Source organism: Gangjinia marincola (assembly GCF_039523415.1).
In the GTDB taxonomy this organism is placed as follows: Bacteria; Bacteroidota; Bacteroidia; order Flavobacteriales; family Flavobacteriaceae; genus Gangjinia; species Gangjinia marincola.
Genome location: NZ_BAAAFG010000015.1, coordinates 523,529 through 540,372, shown reverse-complemented (window position 1 = coordinate 540,372; position 16,844 = coordinate 523,529). Strand labels below are relative to the sequence as shown.

The 16,844-nt window shown below is 39.0% G+C and carries 22 protein-coding genes; 7 read left to right on the top strand and 15 right to left on the bottom strand.

Translation table 11 applies throughout. The features are described 5' to 3' along the window. Window positions 1-12: 12 nt before the first annotated feature. Both ABD000_RS10265 and ABD000_RS10260 read left to right on the top strand, forming a co-directional pair. Entirely contained in the window at window positions 13-147 is a 135-nt protein-coding gene (locus ABD000_RS10265) for a hypothetical protein (protein WP_343766952.1), read from the top strand. Window positions 148-270: 123 nt separating this feature from the next. Then, window positions 271-1,389: a T9SS type A sorting domain-containing protein gene (locus ABD000_RS10260; protein WP_343766948.1), complete on the top strand. Its 1,119-nt coding sequence runs from the start codon at window positions 271-273 to the stop codon at window positions 1,387-1,389. Window positions 1,390-1,471: 82 nt separating this feature from the next. Here the strand turns inward: ABD000_RS10260 and ABD000_RS10255 are convergent, their stop codons facing one another. From ABD000_RS10255 to ABD000_RS10225, 7 genes are all read right to left on the bottom strand, one after another. After that, window positions 1,472-1,870: a hypothetical protein gene (locus tag ABD000_RS10255; RefSeq protein ID WP_343766945.1), complete on the bottom strand. Its 399-nt coding sequence runs from the start codon at window positions 1,868-1,870 to the stop codon at window positions 1,472-1,474. Between the two features lie 61 nt (window positions 1,871-1,931). Further along, window positions 1,932-3,092: a metal ABC transporter permease gene (locus ABD000_RS10250; protein WP_343766941.1), complete on the bottom strand. Its 1,161-nt coding sequence runs from the start codon at window positions 3,090-3,092 to the stop codon at window positions 1,932-1,934. Beyond that, window positions 3,085-4,200, bottom strand: a complete 1,116-nt coding sequence (locus ABD000_RS10245) for a metal ABC transporter permease (protein ID WP_343766937.1) — start codon at window positions 4,198-4,200, stop codon at window positions 3,085-3,087. Before ABD000_RS10245 ends, ABD000_RS10250 begins: the two co-directional genes overlap by 8 nt. A gap of 4 nt (window positions 4,201-4,204) precedes the next feature. Beyond that, on the bottom strand, window positions 4,205-4,951 hold the full coding sequence (locus ABD000_RS10240; protein ID WP_343766931.1) for a metal ABC transporter ATP-binding protein: 747 nt from the start codon (window positions 4,949-4,951) through the stop codon (window positions 4,205-4,207). Beyond that, complete coding sequence (locus ABD000_RS10235; protein WP_343766928.1) at window positions 4,948-5,862, bottom strand: metal ABC transporter solute-binding protein, Zn/Mn family; 915 nt, start codon at window positions 5,860-5,862, stop codon at window positions 4,948-4,950. Before ABD000_RS10235 ends, ABD000_RS10240 begins: the two co-directional genes overlap by 4 nt. 8 nt (window positions 5,863-5,870) lie before the next feature. Beyond that, the gene (locus ABD000_RS10230; protein ID WP_343766925.1) at window positions 5,871-6,677 is read right to left on the bottom strand and encodes a transporter; all 807 of its coding nucleotides are present in this window, start codon (window positions 6,675-6,677) and stop codon (window positions 5,871-5,873) included. Window positions 6,678-6,681: 4 nt separating this feature from the next. Further along, window positions 6,682-7,335 carry a metal-dependent transcriptional regulator gene (locus tag ABD000_RS10225; protein WP_343767323.1) on the bottom strand — a complete coding sequence of 218 codons (654 nt, stop codon included), beginning with the start codon at window positions 7,333-7,335 and terminating at the stop codon, window positions 6,682-6,684. A gap of 151 nt (window positions 7,336-7,486) precedes the next feature. Between ABD000_RS10225 and ABD000_RS10220 the strand changes: the two genes are divergently transcribed. Then, complete coding sequence (locus ABD000_RS10220) at window positions 7,487-7,975, top strand: PAS domain-containing protein (RefSeq protein WP_343766923.1); 489 nt, start codon at window positions 7,487-7,489, stop codon at window positions 7,973-7,975. Between the two features lie 3 nt (window positions 7,976-7,978). Here ABD000_RS10220 and ABD000_RS10215 read toward each other — a convergent pair whose 3' ends face one another. After that, the gene (locus ABD000_RS10215) at window positions 7,979-8,719 is read right to left on the bottom strand and encodes a TerB family tellurite resistance protein (RefSeq protein ID WP_343766921.1); all 741 of its coding nucleotides are present in this window, start codon (window positions 8,717-8,719) and stop codon (window positions 7,979-7,981) included. Between the two features lie 182 nt (window positions 8,720-8,901). Here ABD000_RS10215 and ABD000_RS10210 point away from each other — a divergent pair, with 182 nt between their 5' ends. Continuing rightward, the gene (locus ABD000_RS10210; RefSeq protein ID WP_343766918.1) at window positions 8,902-9,312 is read left to right on the top strand and encodes a BrxA/BrxB family bacilliredoxin; all 411 of its coding nucleotides are present in this window, start codon (window positions 8,902-8,904) and stop codon (window positions 9,310-9,312) included. Between the two features lie 9 nt (window positions 9,313-9,321). On the opposite strand, the gene ABD000_RS10205 is transcribed toward ABD000_RS10210, so the two are convergent. Continuing rightward, window positions 9,322-9,483 carry a hypothetical protein gene (locus ABD000_RS10205; protein WP_343766915.1) on the bottom strand — a complete coding sequence of 54 codons (162 nt, stop codon included), beginning with the start codon at window positions 9,481-9,483 and terminating at the stop codon, window positions 9,322-9,324. Between the two features lie 45 nt (window positions 9,484-9,528). On the opposite strand from ABD000_RS10205, the gene ABD000_RS10200 reads away from it, so the two are divergent. The 3 genes from ABD000_RS10200 to ABD000_RS10190 all read left to right on the top strand — a co-directional run bounded on the left by ABD000_RS10200 (window position 9,529) and on the right by ABD000_RS10190 (window position 12,032). Beyond that, window positions 9,529-10,257 carry a lysophospholipid acyltransferase family protein gene (locus ABD000_RS10200; protein WP_343766913.1) on the top strand — a complete coding sequence of 243 codons (729 nt, stop codon included), beginning with the start codon at window positions 9,529-9,531 and terminating at the stop codon, window positions 10,255-10,257. A gap of 10 nt (window positions 10,258-10,267) precedes the next feature. Further along, window positions 10,268-11,263 (top strand): acyl-ACP desaturase, encoded by a 996-nt coding sequence (locus ABD000_RS10195; protein WP_343766907.1) that lies wholly within the window; start codon window positions 10,268-10,270, stop codon window positions 11,261-11,263. Between the two features lie 103 nt (window positions 11,264-11,366). Next, complete coding sequence (locus ABD000_RS10190) at window positions 11,367-12,032, top strand: HD domain-containing protein (protein WP_343766901.1); 666 nt, start codon at window positions 11,367-11,369, stop codon at window positions 12,030-12,032. Here ABD000_RS10190 and ABD000_RS10185 read toward each other — a convergent pair. From ABD000_RS10185 to ABD000_RS10160, 6 genes are all read right to left on the bottom strand, one after another. Further along, entirely contained in the window at window positions 12,029-13,099 is a 1,071-nt protein-coding gene (locus tag ABD000_RS10185) for a PA0069 family radical SAM protein (protein WP_343766896.1), read from the bottom strand. The two genes, ABD000_RS10190 and ABD000_RS10185, sit on opposite strands and share 4 nt — an antisense overlap. A gap of 187 nt (window positions 13,100-13,286) precedes the next feature. Then, window positions 13,287-14,069 carry an enoyl-CoA hydratase/isomerase family protein gene (locus tag ABD000_RS10180; protein WP_343766890.1) on the bottom strand — a complete coding sequence of 261 codons (783 nt, stop codon included), beginning with the start codon at window positions 14,067-14,069 and terminating at the stop codon, window positions 13,287-13,289. A 57-nt stretch (window positions 14,070-14,126) separates the two neighbouring features. Next, a complete protein-coding gene (locus ABD000_RS10175; protein WP_343767320.1) occupies window positions 14,127-15,593 on the bottom strand; it encodes a sensor histidine kinase in 1,467 nt (488 codons plus the stop codon). Between the two features lie 18 nt (window positions 15,594-15,611). Continuing rightward, the gene (locus ABD000_RS10170; RefSeq protein ID WP_343766884.1) at window positions 15,612-16,157 is read right to left on the bottom strand and encodes a CopD family protein; all 546 of its coding nucleotides are present in this window, start codon (window positions 16,155-16,157) and stop codon (window positions 15,612-15,614) included. A gap of 9 nt (window positions 16,158-16,166) precedes the next feature. Further along, the gene (locus ABD000_RS10165; protein WP_343766881.1) at window positions 16,167-16,457 is read right to left on the bottom strand and encodes a type II toxin-antitoxin system RelE/ParE family toxin; all 291 of its coding nucleotides are present in this window, start codon (window positions 16,455-16,457) and stop codon (window positions 16,167-16,169) included. Then, entirely contained in the window at window positions 16,447-16,680 is a 234-nt protein-coding gene (locus ABD000_RS10160) for a hypothetical protein (RefSeq protein WP_343766876.1), read from the bottom strand. Before ABD000_RS10160 ends, ABD000_RS10165 begins: the two co-directional genes overlap by 11 nt. Window positions 16,681-16,844: the final 164 nt, after the last annotated feature.

Genomic DNA, 16,844 nt, shown 5'->3' with positions numbered 1-16,844 from the left:
TCAACATATAGTATGCAAACCTTTTTTGTCATTCTAGCATTTATACTTTCCATAGGATATTTGATCACAAAGTTTATCTGGAAGCCTTCCTTTCTATCTGCTCAAAAAGATGGAGATTGCGGAAGCGGAGATTGTGGTTGCCACTAAAATTCTATACTTAACGCATAAGTACTCTAATCATCTATAGTATAAATACGTTTATCTGTACCCAAAAAGTCGATTTGGCTTAGCATAGGTTATACACTTGTGCTAAACTTTAAATAATCGATTATGAAAAATCTTACGTTACTAGGTAGTTTAATTATGATGTTGTCGTTGCACGCACAAAATGTCTCAACGATGACCGAAGGAAATTTCTTTGATGATATTGCCATTGATTTTGAAGGAAATGTTTATGGATCTGACTTTTACGGTGATTCTATTTTCAAATGGGACACGCAAGGAAATGTTAGCGTCTTTGCCAGTGGCTTTTTGAACCCAAATGGAATTGGAATTAATCCAGATGGTGATTTATATATCTGTGAACACACCGCAAGTAAAATTCATAAATACAGCACAGATGGAACACTGCTAGAAACCTATACCGGCATTACGAATCCTTCTGGTGTTAAAAATATCCCGGGAACAACAGATATGGTCTATGTCGAATGGAGTACTAGTACCCTGGGTGTCTTACATGATGATGGAACAAAAGAGGTTCTTGCCGAGGGATCCCCATTATTTGGACCTGCAGGAATAGCCTTCATAGATGATGTGATGTATGTAAGTAATTACAATAATCGAAAGATTATGCGTTACGAAAACGGTGAGATGACCACGATAGCGCAATTACCTTCAGAATCTGATTCTAACGCTTTCTTAGGATTTATTGATGCTAAAGATGGATTTATTTATGCCACCAGTTACGGTGCGCACAAAATATATCAGGTAAATCCAACTACAGGAGAATACTCAACTTTCGCCGGAAGCATTCAAGGAAATGATGATGGCCCGCTACAAGAAGCAACCTTTAATTATCCTAACGGAATCTATTTTGACAATGATAATGATCGACTGTTAATTAGTGATGGCGGGACTAAAAATCTCAGGATTATTGATAACATAAGCCAGGCACTAGCTACAGATGAATATTTTATAGATGCTTCTGCTATTGCGGTGTATCCCAATCCAGCGAATGATGCCATTCAAATCAAAGGTTCTTTTGACGCGTCTAAAGAATATCAAATTTCTGTCATATCTGCTGATGGAGGAAATGTCTTTAATTCGAAAAAAGTAAGCGGAGATGAGCTTTCTAATATATCAATCGTCACCTCTGACTGGAGCAAAGGAATCTATTTTATAACCATAAGCGTTGGCAACAAATCTGTTACAAAAAAGATTATCAAGTAAATTACAATAGGATAGCACTTAATGATTTAATTATGAGTGCTATCCTTATTTATATTGATAAATAAATTGTGATCTTACCTTTTTAGGATTTAGGATAATATCCTATTGCCAGTGTGTAATCTTCTGGCTTGATTTTCTGCTTGATCGTTGGAATGGGTAATAAGCCTTCGATATAAACGGTTTCATTCATATCTAGAGGATAATCGTTTCCCGGGCGAACTGTGAGTATTTTTTCTTGAAACGGCTTATCTATGCCCCTCATCCTGATTTTTATTTTAGCCTGACCTTCCCAAACACATTCAATACCTTTTGGACACCTGCTATCTGACAATACCCCAAGAAAAGTAATGATCCTGCTGTTGTCGATTTGCATGCTATCATTAACCTTAAGCAATTCATACCTGGGTTCGAGATGACCATGATCTTGCCCTGTCGCTAGGAAGTAAATGAATAAAAAGAGAATAGATATTATAGATTTCATAATAGTACTAATTTAGGGAGTTTTCTTAAAAGAAGCTCTATCATAGGCCAGTGTGACAGTTTTATCCTCTAAACAGTAAGAAATCTCGCTTTAACCCTTCAATGGCGGTTTCTTTATTCGTTACGATATGCGAAATGGCTTCTTGGGTAAAGCTTTTGCCTTTTTCGGTAAGAGATATTATTGCGTTATTAATTGTGATTAAATTATTTTTTTCAGCAAGCTGAAGGATTTCCCTGGCTTTCAATTTTTGCCAGTTAATATGTTCTTGCAGGTGTTGAACTCTTCGTTCTTTCTCTTCGTCATGATTCTGAAGATGCAGTAAGAAGGTTAAGAGTAATACTTCTTTTCGTTGTTGTTTTTCCTTTAGCATGACTGAAATAATTCCTCTATCTGGAGCGAACAGATATACCATTAAAAAAATGATTCCCAGGACTGTCGTAATCGCCCCTGCAATTGAAGCATCCAATAGATTCGCCAGCCAATACCCTCCAATTGCGCTCATGGCCCCAATGAGACAACTTAGTAACAACATCTTTTTTAAATCATCGGTCAATAAATAGGCAGAGGCCGCTGGAGCGATCATTAATGCCACGACCAAAATAGCTCCCACAGCATCAAAAGATCCCACTACAGTTACTGAAGCTACCGACATCAATCCATAATGAAGTAGGACCGGTGAGAATCCTAATGAAATCGCCAAGCCTTTGTCGAAAGTGCTTAATTTTAATTCTTTATAAAACGTAAACAACAGGATCACATTGACGAATAAGATACTCCCTATGACCCAAATAGATTTAGGACCCAAGTCCAGCTCATTTATAAGTAATCGATCAAAGGGCGCAAAGGCGAGTTCCCCCAATAGGACTGCATCAATATCCAAATGAACATCGTTAGCGTTTTTTGCAATTAAAATCACCCCAATACTAAATAAAGCGGGAAATACTAGCCCTATAGCAGTATCCTCCTTCACTAAACCTGTCTTTTGAATGGTTTCTACCAGCCAGACTGTTAGCACACCGGTGAAAGCAGCCAATAAGATTAGAAGAGGAGAATTTAAATTTTCAGTAAGGAAAAAGCCTATTACTATACCCGGTAAAATGGAATGGCTAATGGCATCACTGATCATTGCCATTTTTCTAAGCACTAAAAAAGTTCCAGGGATGGCACAGGCAATCGCAACAAGTACGGAAATGAGTTGTATTTCTAGTTGTGCACTACTCATCTTCTCCCATTAAGTGAATATCCTGAGCAGCATTAAATCCCTTATGGGTCATGGACCACATATTGTTTTGCAGTTTAATCCACTCTCTTTGTTGTAACTGCTCCAGAGATCGTTTAGTAAACCCCTGAAAATTATTTAATATCTTAATCGCATGTGGATGCTCAATATTCTCATGGGTTTTTGCAATCTCATGCATAAAGGTTAAGGTTTTAAAGAGCTTAAGATCGTTGCGATTTTGATACTTTTGAATTTCTTTAAATAAAAGTCCGCGTGAAGGAGAAAAAATAAATGAAATCAATACAAATACACCTGCCACAATTACGATGACAGGTCCCGTCGACAAATTGTTTTGAGAGGCGCTTATTGCTGTACCTATGACCCCGCTTATTGCACCAAAAGCTGCGGCTAAAGAAACCATAACACTTAATTTGTTGGTCCATTGGCGTGCTGCTGCAGCTGGAGCCAACAACATGGCGCTCATCAATATAACACCTACCGTTTGTAATCCAATTACGATTGCGATGACGATAAGAGAGGTGATCAAAAAATTAATCGTATTCGTCTTAAATCCTAATGTTTTAGAAAACTCTGTATCAAACAGGAAAAGCTTAATTTCTTTCCAGAATAACAAGGTTACAATAAGGCTAATGACGGATACTACCCCCATGATCCAAACATCTTTTACCACTAGTGTTGCCGCTTGACCAAATAAATACTTGTCTAATCCTGCTTGATTAGCATCTGGCATTTTTTGAATAAAGGTCAAGAGCAATATACCTACACCAAAAAACAGGGATAGAATTAATCCCAATGCGGTATCTGTCTTAAGTCGGGTTCTTTTGATAATCCCGTTGATCCAATACGAACCAATTAAACCACTGATTAAAGCCCCAATCAATAAGGTAGTAGAATCTTTAGTTCCTGTAATTAAAAATATTAGAGCAATACCCGGTAATGCAGCATGTGAAATGGCATCGCCTAGCAAACTTTGTTTTCTCAAGACGGCAAAACTACCTAACATTCCGCAAGTAGCACCCAGTATGGCTGTGCCCAGCGTAATCACCTGCAAGGTATAGTCAGTCCATAAAAGTTCTAGATACTCCTTCATCCTCTTATTGGTTAATGGCTACTTTGTAATTGATCCCATAGGTCTTGGTAAGGTTGTCATCATTAAAAATATCTTTTACGGGACCTGTGGCAATTTTTTTCACATTTAAAAAAGTGACCCAATCAAAATACTCCGGGACGGTCTGTAAGTCATGATGTACGACGATCACCGTCTTTTTTTGTTTTCGGAGTTCTTTAAGAATATTGATGATTGCTATTTCTGTACTTGCATCGACCCCTTGAAAAGGTTCATCCATAAAATAGATTTCGGCTTGTTGTACTAAAGCTCTTGCCAAAAAAATACGTTGCTGCTGCCCTCCACTTAGCTGACTGATCTGCCGATCTCTAAAAGGAAGCATTCCAGCTTTTTCTAGTGCCTCTAAGGCAGATTTCTTTTGCTTTTCTCCGGGTCGCCTGATCCATCCCAGTTTACCATAGGTTCCCATTAATACCACATCAAGTGCTGTGGTAGGAAAATCCCAATCTACACTTCCTTTTTGAGGCACGTATGCTACTTTTTGATATTGCTTTTTATAGGGTTTACCAAAAATACGGACAGAGCCTGCAATAGGATCAATAATATCCAGGATAGATTTAATGAGTGTAGATTTGCCTGCGCCATTGGGACCAACAATTGCCATGAGCACCCCTTGAGGAATCTCTAGGTCAATATCCCACAATACAGGTTTATAATTATAAGCGACGGTGAGGTCATCTACTTGGACGGCAATATGATCAGATGATGCTCTCATTGATTTAAAGCGTTAACAATGGTGTTCACATTATGACGATACATGCCTACGTATGTACCTTCCTGAGTGTTTTTTGTCCCCAAGGCATCAGAATATAAGGTCCCACCAATGGCCACTTGTTCTCCTTTTGCCTTCACGGCTTCCTGGAGTGCTTCAATGGTTTTACGCGGAACGGAACTCTCTACAAAAATGGCTTTTATCTTTCTTGAAACGATCACGTCTGATAATCGCTGTACGTCTTTTACGCCGGCTTCGGTTGCCGTCGACAGCCCCTGCAGCCCTATGACTTCAAAATCAAACGCTTGCCCAAAATAATTAAAGGCATCGTGAGCGGTGATTAGAATACGTTTCTCTTTGGGAAGCTGGTCTATTTCAGCCTTTATCTCAGCCTGTAAATCAGCGAGTTTCTTTTTATAGGCTTCGGCGTTAGCCAAAAATAGTTCTCTGTGTTGCGGAAGCTTGTCAGCTAAAGAAAGGGCTACAAAATCTGTGCATTGCTGCCAAAATTCAATATTAAACCAAATGTGTGGGTCAAAGTTAGATGCGAAGTATTCACTACCGATTAGTTTATTTTTATTAATTACCTCTCCCACAGCAACAGTTTGAATACCCGTACGATCCATTTTCTCAAACACTTCTACCAGCTTTCCTTCTAAATGAAGTCCGTTATAGAAAATAAGATCGGCCTGAGCGATTTTTGTCACATCCCCTTCCGAAGCTTTATACAGGTGTGGATCAATACCACTCCCCATAAGTCCTTCAACCTCTATGACATCTCCACCGACTTCTTTGACCATTTCGGTAATCATAGAAGTAGTCGTGACTACGTTAAATGTCCCGGAAGATGTCTTGGTTTCATTTTTACAGCTTATTAGACAAAGAAGCAGTATGAGTATATACGTTTGTTTCATAGCACTTGTTAATTAGGTAATCGTAAACTAAATCCCGCACTGAGTAAAATATCCTGTTCTGCACCCTCATTGATGCCTCCTCCTACCGTTGCGTCCAATTGTAAATTATTCTTCACCAAATACGTTATACCGGCATCCCAAAAGTGGTTGGCGCTGCTGTCTTCGGGAAGATCTCCATAGACTTCAGCATAAAACCCAAATTTGTCGGTTAAGGCATAGCCGTATGCCAAGGTGTAGACATAGGCCGCTTCTGGCGAATCATTCTCCCACTGGGCACCAAGGTTATAGGCAATGCTACTTTTCTTACTTAGGGTGTGCGCAAAGGAAAACCTAAAATCAACCGAGGTATATTCAGGTTTAACATTATCCCCAGCAGTGAAAGGTAAAAACACATGACCAATCAATCCTATTTGAGGTATCCACCCTTCTTCATCTTTGATGGCAACTTTCATCCCAGCTAAAAGTGGGGACAAACCTGTGAAGGTTTGTTCGATATCATCTAAAATTATGCGGTATTGCGTAGTCTTAATTTCGCTATAGTCCCATCCCAATCTCAATTCAAAATCATCAAAGATTCCATAACGCAGTAAGGCGGTATTGTAGGTGAAATTCTCTATTTTTTGCTCTTCGTCTTTAAAAGAGGTATAAAACGCACCTGTCTCAATCTGCAATGCCCCGGCAGGCACAGTTTGGGGAGCTTCGGTAGCATCTGGTCGATCTGTAATGATCGTATTATCTGCCGAATTATCCTCCTGTGCTATGGCTGCACAACTGATCCAGAAAAAAGCCAGGCCCAAGTAAATTCTTATCTTCATAAAGCTAGATTCGTTTAACGCTAATATTTTTTGAAATTCGATCAGTGATCGTAAGCTGTCGTTCATCTAAAGCAATCACCATAGACTGATCAAAAGGTTCTTTCTCAACGATGCTAATGGTATCCCCCAATTTTATACCTTTTTGATCAAGATAATGTAAAAATGCCTTTGAACTATCTTTTACCCCGGCACAAATTGCCGATTCACCTACCTCTAATTGTGCTAAAATCTGTTCGTCTAATGGCTGAAAATTACCATATTGGTCCGGAATAGGATCACCATGTGGATCCTTCTTCGGAAATTCTAAAAAGCGATCCAGTTCTGTAATTAACTTTTTGGATTTGATGTGCTCCAACTGTTCTGCGACATCATGCACCTCATCCCAAGAAAAATTAAGCTTTTCTACTAAAAAAACTTCCCATAAACGGTGTTTGCGAATGATTTGCTTGGCTCTTTTTTTGCCTTCTTCGGTTAGATAAACGCCTTGGTATTTGATGTGGTGGAGCAATTCTTTTTCGGCTAACCGCTTAACCATATCAGTCACCGATGAGGGCTTAGCTTCAATTTTTTGAGCAATTGCATTAGTAGATACTCCTGAAATCCCTCTATTTTCAAGGTGATAGATTGACTTTAAGTAATTCTCCTCTGCTAATGTCATGACAATTTTTAACCAATTCAAATATATATTTTAATTTTAGACTAAACAATAATTTAGATAAATCTAAAAATTTTATTTGATGTGCTTTTAACGATTGTTATATCGGACGTTTGGCTAGAAATCATGATTTTTGAATTGAATTTAGAGAATTATGAATCTTCCTACCCCAATTACACCTTTACTTTCCTGGGATATTTATTCCATGCATATTATGGAGCGTCAAAGATTCTTCACGATGAAGCGTGATTTAGAATTCTTACATACGATGGCTGATAAAGAAGAGTGGAATGTTGATCTTGTGGCTTCACTTTCAGAATCTTATGATGCCTTAGTTTTAACTGATGCAAATCAAGTCATTCAATGGGTAAATAAGGGATTTACTGCAATGACGGGATATGATAAGAAGTCTGCCCTGGGCAGGCGACCTAAATTTCTTCAAGGAGAAAAAACGTCTAGCGAAACCACTAAACGCATTAGCGAGCAGTTATTAGAGAAAAAAGAACTTTCTGAAACTATCTTAAATTACAGAAAGTCAGGTGAACCCTATTTATGTCGAGTGAACATTTTTCCATTGAAGAATAAGAAAAATGAAGTGACGCATTTTTTAGCAGTAGAGCGCGAACTGCCGTTAGTAGCGTAACTTCTATTTGAACCCACGGGATTTACGTATGCTTTCATACGCATCCTGAACATTTTTAAATTTTTCCTCGGCTCCTTTTCGATAGGCTTCATCCATGTTTTGAAGTTTATCTGGATGATACTTCTTTGCCATGGTGCGATAAGCCTGTTTAACCTCAGCTTCGGTCGCTGTGCTACTAATCTCTAGAATTTTATAGGCACTTTCGCTGTTTTTGACAAACATGGCCTTGATGCTTTCAAAATCGGGTCGGTTGACCCTAAAAAAACCGGCGATACTACTTAGTTCATTTACTTCGGCATTAGACACTGTTCCATCTGCTTGTGCAATTCCAAATAAAAAATGGATAATTTGTAAACGCACGGGGTATCGCGTGCGCTGATTAAGGTAATGACAAATACGCTGCGCAGAGATTTCTCTGTTTTTAATAACTTCATTAAAGGTTTTGAACGTCGCATTTGCACGTTCTTTACCGTAGGCCTGCACAAAATAACCTCGCACATAGTCTAATTCGGTTTGACTCACAGAACCGTCTGCCTTAATCACAAGAGACGCAAGAGAAAGTAGGTTGAGTTCAAAATCTCCCGGCGACACCTGTTGGCTTCCGCCAAAAACACTTGTCAACGGATTTTTCTTTCCTTCGGTATCAAAAAATGTATCAATGATACTCCCAATGATATATCCTGTGACAGCTCCAAAAAATCCCTTGTATGCAAAACCAATGACGGCTGCGATGTATTTGACCATAAATAGAAAATTGCGACAAATATAACAGGGCTCAGCCGATGATAAAATTTCTCACGCATATATGTTTTAAATTCCGTTGTTTCGTTACAGCTCTACTCATTACAAAAGCTTATGGATAGATAGACAATAGCGATATTATACCCCAAGGATATTACGTATCTTTGTAGTCTAAAATATTGATTATGTATCCAGCAGATTTAGTAAAACCCATGCGCGAAGAGTTAAGCGTAGTAGGATTCAAAGAATTACATACCTCAACCGAAGTTGACCAAGCCATAAAACAAAAAGGAACCACCTTAGTAGTGGTCAACAGTGTATGCGGTTGCGCCGCAGCGAATGCACGCCCGGGAGCCCGTATGTCCTTAGACAATGAAAAAACACCAGATCATTTAGTGACGGTTTTTGCCGGCGTGGATAAAGATGCTACCGATACGGCCAGAAATCACATGGTGCCGTTTCCACCTTCTTCTCCGTCAATGGCGTTGTTTAAAGACGGGGAATTGGTTCACATGTTAGAACGTCACCATATAGAAGGACGCCCGGCCGATATGATCGCTCAAAATCTTAAACAAGCATACGAGCAATACTGCTAAAACGGCTGTTTAATTTACGTGTAAAAAGACTCTGCTTAGCGTAGGGTCTTTTTTTTTGGAGCTATTTCCTGCTTTTCGCTGTATCTTCTTTGTGCTGAATTCGGCAGGCTCATCCACCACAAAAAAGGATGCCGCTGCAATCAGGGCTATAAATACTGAGATTGATATCATAACTTGAGTTTTATGCATATTTTAGTCGCGTCTTAAGTACAATCGATGAAAAAAATACTTTCGTACCCCTTATCGGTCGTTTATTATATCGTTTTTGGAATTACCCTGTGTGTATTTCATCCTATCCAGTGGATTTGTTTCAACGCTTTTGGGTATCAAGCCCATAAGAAAAGTGTGGACTATTTGAATTTTATGTTACTGCGCTGCTTGAATATTCTGGGCACACGAATAACATTTCACAATCCTCACAATATAAAATTAGACCAGCCCTGTATTATCGTATCTAATCATCAATCAACTTATGACATTCCGCCGATTATTTGGCATTTACGCAGACTACACCCTAAATTTATTAGCAAGAAAGAGTTGGGTCGTGGCATCCCCAGTATTTCGTATAACCTGCGCCATGGGGGATCCGTATTAATTGACCGCAAAGACCGTCGCCAGTCCATTAGTGCGATCCTAGGACTCACCAAATACCTCAATGAACACAACAGGTCCGTAGTTATTTTTCCTGAAGGTACCCGAAGCAAAGACGGTACACCAAAGAAGTTTGCCGTAGGCGGACTAAAAACATTATTTGATCGCATGCCCGGCGCGCTTATTGTGCCTATTACGATAGAAAACTCTTGGAAATTAGTCCAATACGGAAGTTTTCCATTAGGAATTGGCGTACATTTGAAACATACCGTACACGAACCCATTTTAGTATCATCTGATACCTCAGAAAATTTAGTGCAAACATTACAAGACATTATCACAAACGACCTTTAAACCACTAGCTATGGCCATGGACAATATTAGATTAGAAGTAATGCAGTTATTAGAAAAACGCGTCGATAGTTTTATCGATCAATTTCTAATGCCCATTGATACCGTATGGCAACCAACCGACTTTTTACCTGATTCTCAAAATCCGGATACGTTCTTTGATGAGGTAAAAGAACTTAGAGAACTGGCCAAAGAACTTCCATACGATTTTTGGGTGGTTTTAGTGGGTGATACCATAACCGAAGAAGCATTACCCACCTACGAATCTTGGATCATGGATATTGAAGGTGTAAATCAACAAGATGGTGGTAATGCCTGGTCACGTTGGAATCGCTATTGGACCAGTGAAGAGAATCGTCATGGAGATACACTCAATAAATACTTATATCTCTCTGGTCGGGTGGATATGCGAGAGGTAGAGCGCACGACGCAACACCTTATCAATGATGGTTTTGATATTGGTACAGATCAAGATCCCTACAAAAACTTTGTATATACCAGTTTTCAAGAATTGGCTACCTATATTTCGCATAATCGCGTAGCTAAATTAGCCAAAGACTATGGGAATAAATCCCTATCCAAAATGTGTAAGATCATTTCTGGAGATGAGATGCGTCACTTTAATGCCTACAGTACGTTTATTGATGAAATCTTTAAGGTTGACCCTAGTCAAATGATGATTGCCTTTAGCGATATGATGAAGAAAAAGATCGTGATGCCGGCACATTTTTTAAGAGAATCTGGCGGCGGAATTGGGAGTGCTTTTGAAGAATTCTCTAACGCCGCGCAACGTATTGAAGTGTATACGGCACAGGACTATATTGACATTTTAGATCGCCTGATTAAAAAATGGAATATTGACTCTATAGTTGACCTTACCGATGAGGCTGAAAAAGCCCGCGATTACCTCATGAAACTTCCCGGGAGAATGCAACGGGTGAGCGATCGCTTAAAAATCCCCGAAGATGTATTCCATTTTAAGTGGGTACAGCCTGCCGTGGTGGGTTAAATTTAGGGGTTAGGTATGAGGTATGAGGGAGCGAGAAGAATTTTATTTTTTATAACTCTTTCTCTTTGCGTCCTTGCGCCTTTGCGTGACAACACTATAGTTCATGAGCGTTATAGATCAAACTCTTATTAAAAATACGATCAGCTTTGTAAAGAAGACACTCAAAAACACTGAAGGTGGACACGACTGGTTTCACATTGAACGGGTGTATAATACTGCGATGCACATTGCTAAGACCGAAGAGGTCAATCTAGAAATCGTCGCACTGGGTACATTACTCCACGATATCGCTGATGCTAAGTTTTACGATGGTGATGAGAGCATAGGGCCAAAAGTAGCTCAAGAGTTTTTAGAGTCTCAGAAGGTCGATCCTACTACGACGGATCACGTGATCAACATCATCAAGTACATCTCGTTTAAAAATAGCTTGGATGAGCGTGGAGAAAAATTTACCTCCACTGAACTTGAGGTAGTTCAAGATGCAGATCGGTTAGATGCTATTGGGGCCATTGGAATTGCACGTTGCTTTAACTATGGCGGCTTTAAGAACCGACCGCTATACGATCCATCCATAAAACCCAATCTCAACCTCACCAAAACTGAATATAAAAAAGCCAAATCGCATACCATCAATCATTTCTACGAGAAGTTGTTACTCCTTAAAGATAAAATGAACACGGCCACAGGAAAAAAACTTGCCGAAGAACGTCACGACTTTATGGAAATGTATTTGGAGCAGTTTTATAGAGAATGGAATGGAGAGCGTTAAAACAACCTCATCTGCCCTGTTTTATATTGCACATGCAACTCTTTATTTAGTTTTGGTCGTGATGTATCTTTAAAATAGGTTTTTTTAGCCAGTGCAAATATTTGATGGATTTGATCAGCTAGGTGACCCTCACCTCTATTACGCACTCCAAATCTACTATCGTTGAGTGTGCCGCCATGGCAAGCTTCTATTCCATGTAAGACTTTTTCAGCACGGTCTGGTAAGGCTTTTTTAATCCAGGACGTAAATATTCTCCCAATCGCACCGTTTAATCGAACTACCGTAAACGCCATAGAGGTTGCTCCTGCATTTGAAACTGCGTTTGCCAATGATAAAATTTCATGGCTGTTAATTCCCGGGATGATAGGTGCCAACATGGCGTTAACTGGAATTCCTGCGTTACTTAAGACCTCTATGGTTTGAAGCCGTTTTTTAATGGATACCGTTCTGGGTTCTAATAATCGTCTGGTTTCTTCTGATAGCGAAGTCACCGAAATATTTACTGCAATCAAATTATCTTTCTGTAGTTCTTTTAATAAATCCAAATCCCGCTGAATCAAGGCGTTTTTAGTGATGATGGCAACAGGATGTTTGTATTTTAAAAACAGTTTTAAACACTCTCTTGTAATCTCAAATTTCTTTTCGGCGGGTTGATAGCAGTCCGTATTACCGGACATAACAATAGTTTCGGCTTTCCAGGATTTACTGCGGAGTTTTTTCTCAAGTAACTCGGCGGCATTTTTCTTTACTAAAATTTTCTGCTCAAAATCGAGTCCGGGACCATATCCCCAGTATTCATGGCTATTTCTAGCGTAGCAATAGACACACCCATGCTCACAGCCCTGATAGGGATTCATGCTATACATCATCCCAACATCTGGACTAGTCACTTTATTTACAATAGTTTTAGGGAAGGTAGAAATATAGTGTGTTTTGGTGGATTGAGGCTCCTCATTGACTGTTGTACAATGATTCAAAAAATCATCTCGCAATTCATGAGAATATTCCAAAAAATGATTGGCTTCTCGTTCTTGTGCTCCTCTTCCTTTTTTGTATTCGGTATTCATTTAATGGATTTATTACAAATTTATGTAATTATTCCATTTAATAATTATTTTTCTTAGTTATCAACACCACGAATGCACGAATAAATTTCAGCTTCTAAACTTTTTGACTTATCACTCATCAACTCACCACTCACAAACTCATCGCAATTGCCTAATTCCTGATCCCTCAAAGACTAATGCCTCAAAATTACTCTCCCGGGAAATCTGCTTTCCTCTTTTCTAAAAAGGCGTTGGTTCCTTCCGTAAAATCTGCTGTACCAAAGCTTTCGCCAAAAGCATCTATTTCAGCTTGATAACCGTTGACTCCGTCTTTAAATCCTGCATTAACCGCTTTAATGGCTGCGCTTATGGCGACCGGAGAATTTTTGATGATTTTAGAAGCGATTTTTTCAGCCAGAGGGATTAATTCTTCAGCTGTGGTGACATGATTGACCAATCCATAATGAAGTGCTTGTTCTGTATTAATCATGCCTGCGGTCATGATCATTTCAAAGGCTCTGCCTTTGCCCACCAACTGCGGTAAACGTTGAGTGCCGCCGTAACCGGGAATTACTCCCAAAGAAACTTCTGGCAGGCCCATTTTTGCGTTATCACTAGCAATTCTAATATGGCACGCCATGGCGAGTTCTAGTCCGCCGCCTAATGCAAATCCATTGATAGCTGCAATTACCGGAGTTGAGAGTTGCTCTACGAAATCAAATAAAAGTTCCTGTCCTTTTGCGGCTAGTTTCTTTCCTTCGGCTACTTCAAAATCGGCAAACTCGCTAATGTCTGCACCGGCAACGAAGGCTTTTTCTCCGCTTCCGGTTAGGATAATTGCTTTTATGATGCGCTCTCTTTCAGCTTCCGCGAAAGCGGTATGCAATTCTTGGATGGTCTCTTTGTTAAGTGCATTAAGTTTTGAAGGGCGATTGATAGTGATGTAATGGATTGCGCCTTTGGTAGAGGTAAGTAGGTTAGTATAATTCATTATGTTATATTTTAGTCTTTGTTCATTTTATGTGTTTTTTTTCTCATTTGCTTTCGCTTACTCGTCTGAAATGATAGGAAAGCACACCGTAAATGTTGTTCCTTTACCTTCTTGAGAGGTAAATGTGATGGTGCCGTTATAGGTCTCTACAATGTTTTTTACCATGGCAAGCCCTAATCCCATCCCGCTGGATTTGGTTGTAAATTTAGGCTCAAAAATTTTAGGTTTATTCTCCTCAGTAATTCCGGCTCCATTATCTGCGACATCGATATGCACCTTGTCTCCTTTTGTGGTAACCGAAACATATATACTGGGATAATCAGTCTGAGTAATAGCTTGTTTAGCATTTTTAACCAAATTAGTGACTACTCTGATCAACTGCGTGCGATCAAAAACGGCCTTGATTTCTTCTTTTTCTGCGGAAAAATGGATGTAGTCCTCATCAAAAATATCCAGCGCCAATCGGGTGATTTCTGTCACATTGAGTTCCTCTTTTTGCTGTGCAGGCATTTTTGCAAAATTTGAAAAAGCTGAAGCAATATTACTCATCGTATCGATCTGCTGAATCAAGGTTTTAGAGAAATCATCGACCTTTTCATCAATCTGCGGATCCTTAGGATCAAACCTACGCTGAAAGTTTTGTACGCTTAATCGCATGGGCGTAAGCGGATTCTTAATTTCATGCGCTACCTGCTTGGCCATCTCTCGCCAGGCTTGTTCGCGTTCGCTAGAGGCTAGTTTTACTGCGCTCTCTTCCAATTCGTCAATCATCCCGTTGTAAGCGGTAATCAATGCACTCATTTCTTGACCTGCGTTCGCAATTTCAATCTTTTCATTGCGTTGATCTAATCGGGTTTTTGTGATCTTATCAGAGATGGTTTTGATCGACTTAGTGATGTAATTGGACAAAAAATACGCTAGCAAAATCGCTACCAAAAGCATAAATAAATACACCTCTCCCAGGCGCTGTAAAAACTCGGTTAACTCGCGGGTGATGAAGTCATCATCTTCGGCATAGGGGATATTGAGAATGGCTAAGGGTTTGAACTTATTATCAGTAACGTAAGAATACGAGGTTACAAAGGTTTCGCCAGCTTTTTCTGTGCGATAAAGAACTCTTTTATCTGAGGAACTTTTAAGATCGTCCAACACCTTTCGATCCAATTGTTTATTGGTGGTATCAATAAAAAAAGATTGTTTTGATTTTACCAGAAAGCTCCCCTCTAGGTCATATAAATTGATGGGTAAATTGTGCACCTCTGCAATCCTAAAAATATCTCCTTTTTCTTTAAAGATGATGGGAAGTTTGCGCGCAACCACCTCAAAGGTTGTGTTTCTAAGCACATAGGCAATTTCTTCTTTTACTGCCTCTTCTTTTCGCTCCAAACGATCCGTATGATAGTCTGAGGCTTCTTCATTATACTGATAGATGGTAACCCCGGCAATCAAAATAGACGCTCCCAATACCAATAGGATCATGGTAAAAAAAATGCGGTTGCGAAGCGATAAATTAGAGATTCCCATAGAGCCTGCTTGCTGCAATTATTGCGCCGATTTATTTCTAATGGCATTATAGATTTTTATTCCAGACATTAAAAGTACCCCCAAAGCAATGATCCCAACCACACCATAAATCCAATTGAAAGAATCTTTTAAAATTGCTAAAAAAACTACCGCAAAAAGAATAATCGTAGTGATCTCGTTGAAGATGCGCATCCCATAGGATGTCCATTTAATGGTGTCTTGCTGAAATTGTTTAAAAATTTGATGACATTTTAAATGATAGATAATGAGCCCTAAGACGAAGCCCAACTTTACATGCATCCAACCCTGCTGAAGCCAAGATGGAACCAAATACAATAACCAAAGCGCAAAACCAGTGGCTAAAATAGCTGAGGGCCAGGTAATGATATACCATAAGCGCTTAGTCATAATTTTAAGCTGATCTGTAAGAATTTTACGATCCGGTAAAGGTTGTTGATGCGCTTCAATATGGTAAATGAATAATCGCGGAATGTAGAATAAGCCCGCAAACCAAGTAATTACAAAAATAAGGTGGAGCGATTTAATGTATGCGTAATATTCCATTAAAGCTGGTTAGCGTGGTTTAGATTTAGGATTTCTATATGTGTTAAAGACGGAATAAATAATTAGCTGCTCCTCAATAATGCGAAACATAATTATAAATGGAAATCTATTAATAACGGCCTCTCTAAAATTATCTCTTTTTACAGGACAATGCATCGGGTAAGTCCTAATATAATTAAATTCGGTTACCAACTCATGATAGAAATCTGCTCCTAAACCTATCTTTTTCCCTTCATACCAATCGATTGCATCATTTATCTCTTCCTCTGCTCTTGGAGTAAGCGAGATTTCAAAAACCATATTTCTTCTCTATGCGTTTTTGTACATCATTCCATGAGGACAACTCTAATTTACCCTTAAGATATTTTTCATGATCCTCGCGTAAAATATCATAATGTTCCTTGGGTACTTTATTCGACTCCTCCTCTTCTAAAATAGATAGTATTCGTTCAAAGATATATTCATCAGACACGTTTGCCACCTTCTCCAAAATCCTCAACTTTTTATCTTTGATATTATCCATAATGCTCAATTTACTAAAATTGAAGATGAAATTTAAAATAAAGATAAGCCCAAAATTTCATTATCAAATATCTACTCTCTCTTATTTTATTTTTAGTTCTTTTTGATCTAGATATCAATTTCATCTACTACTTTTTCGTAAAATTTTATTGATTTAAACTTGAC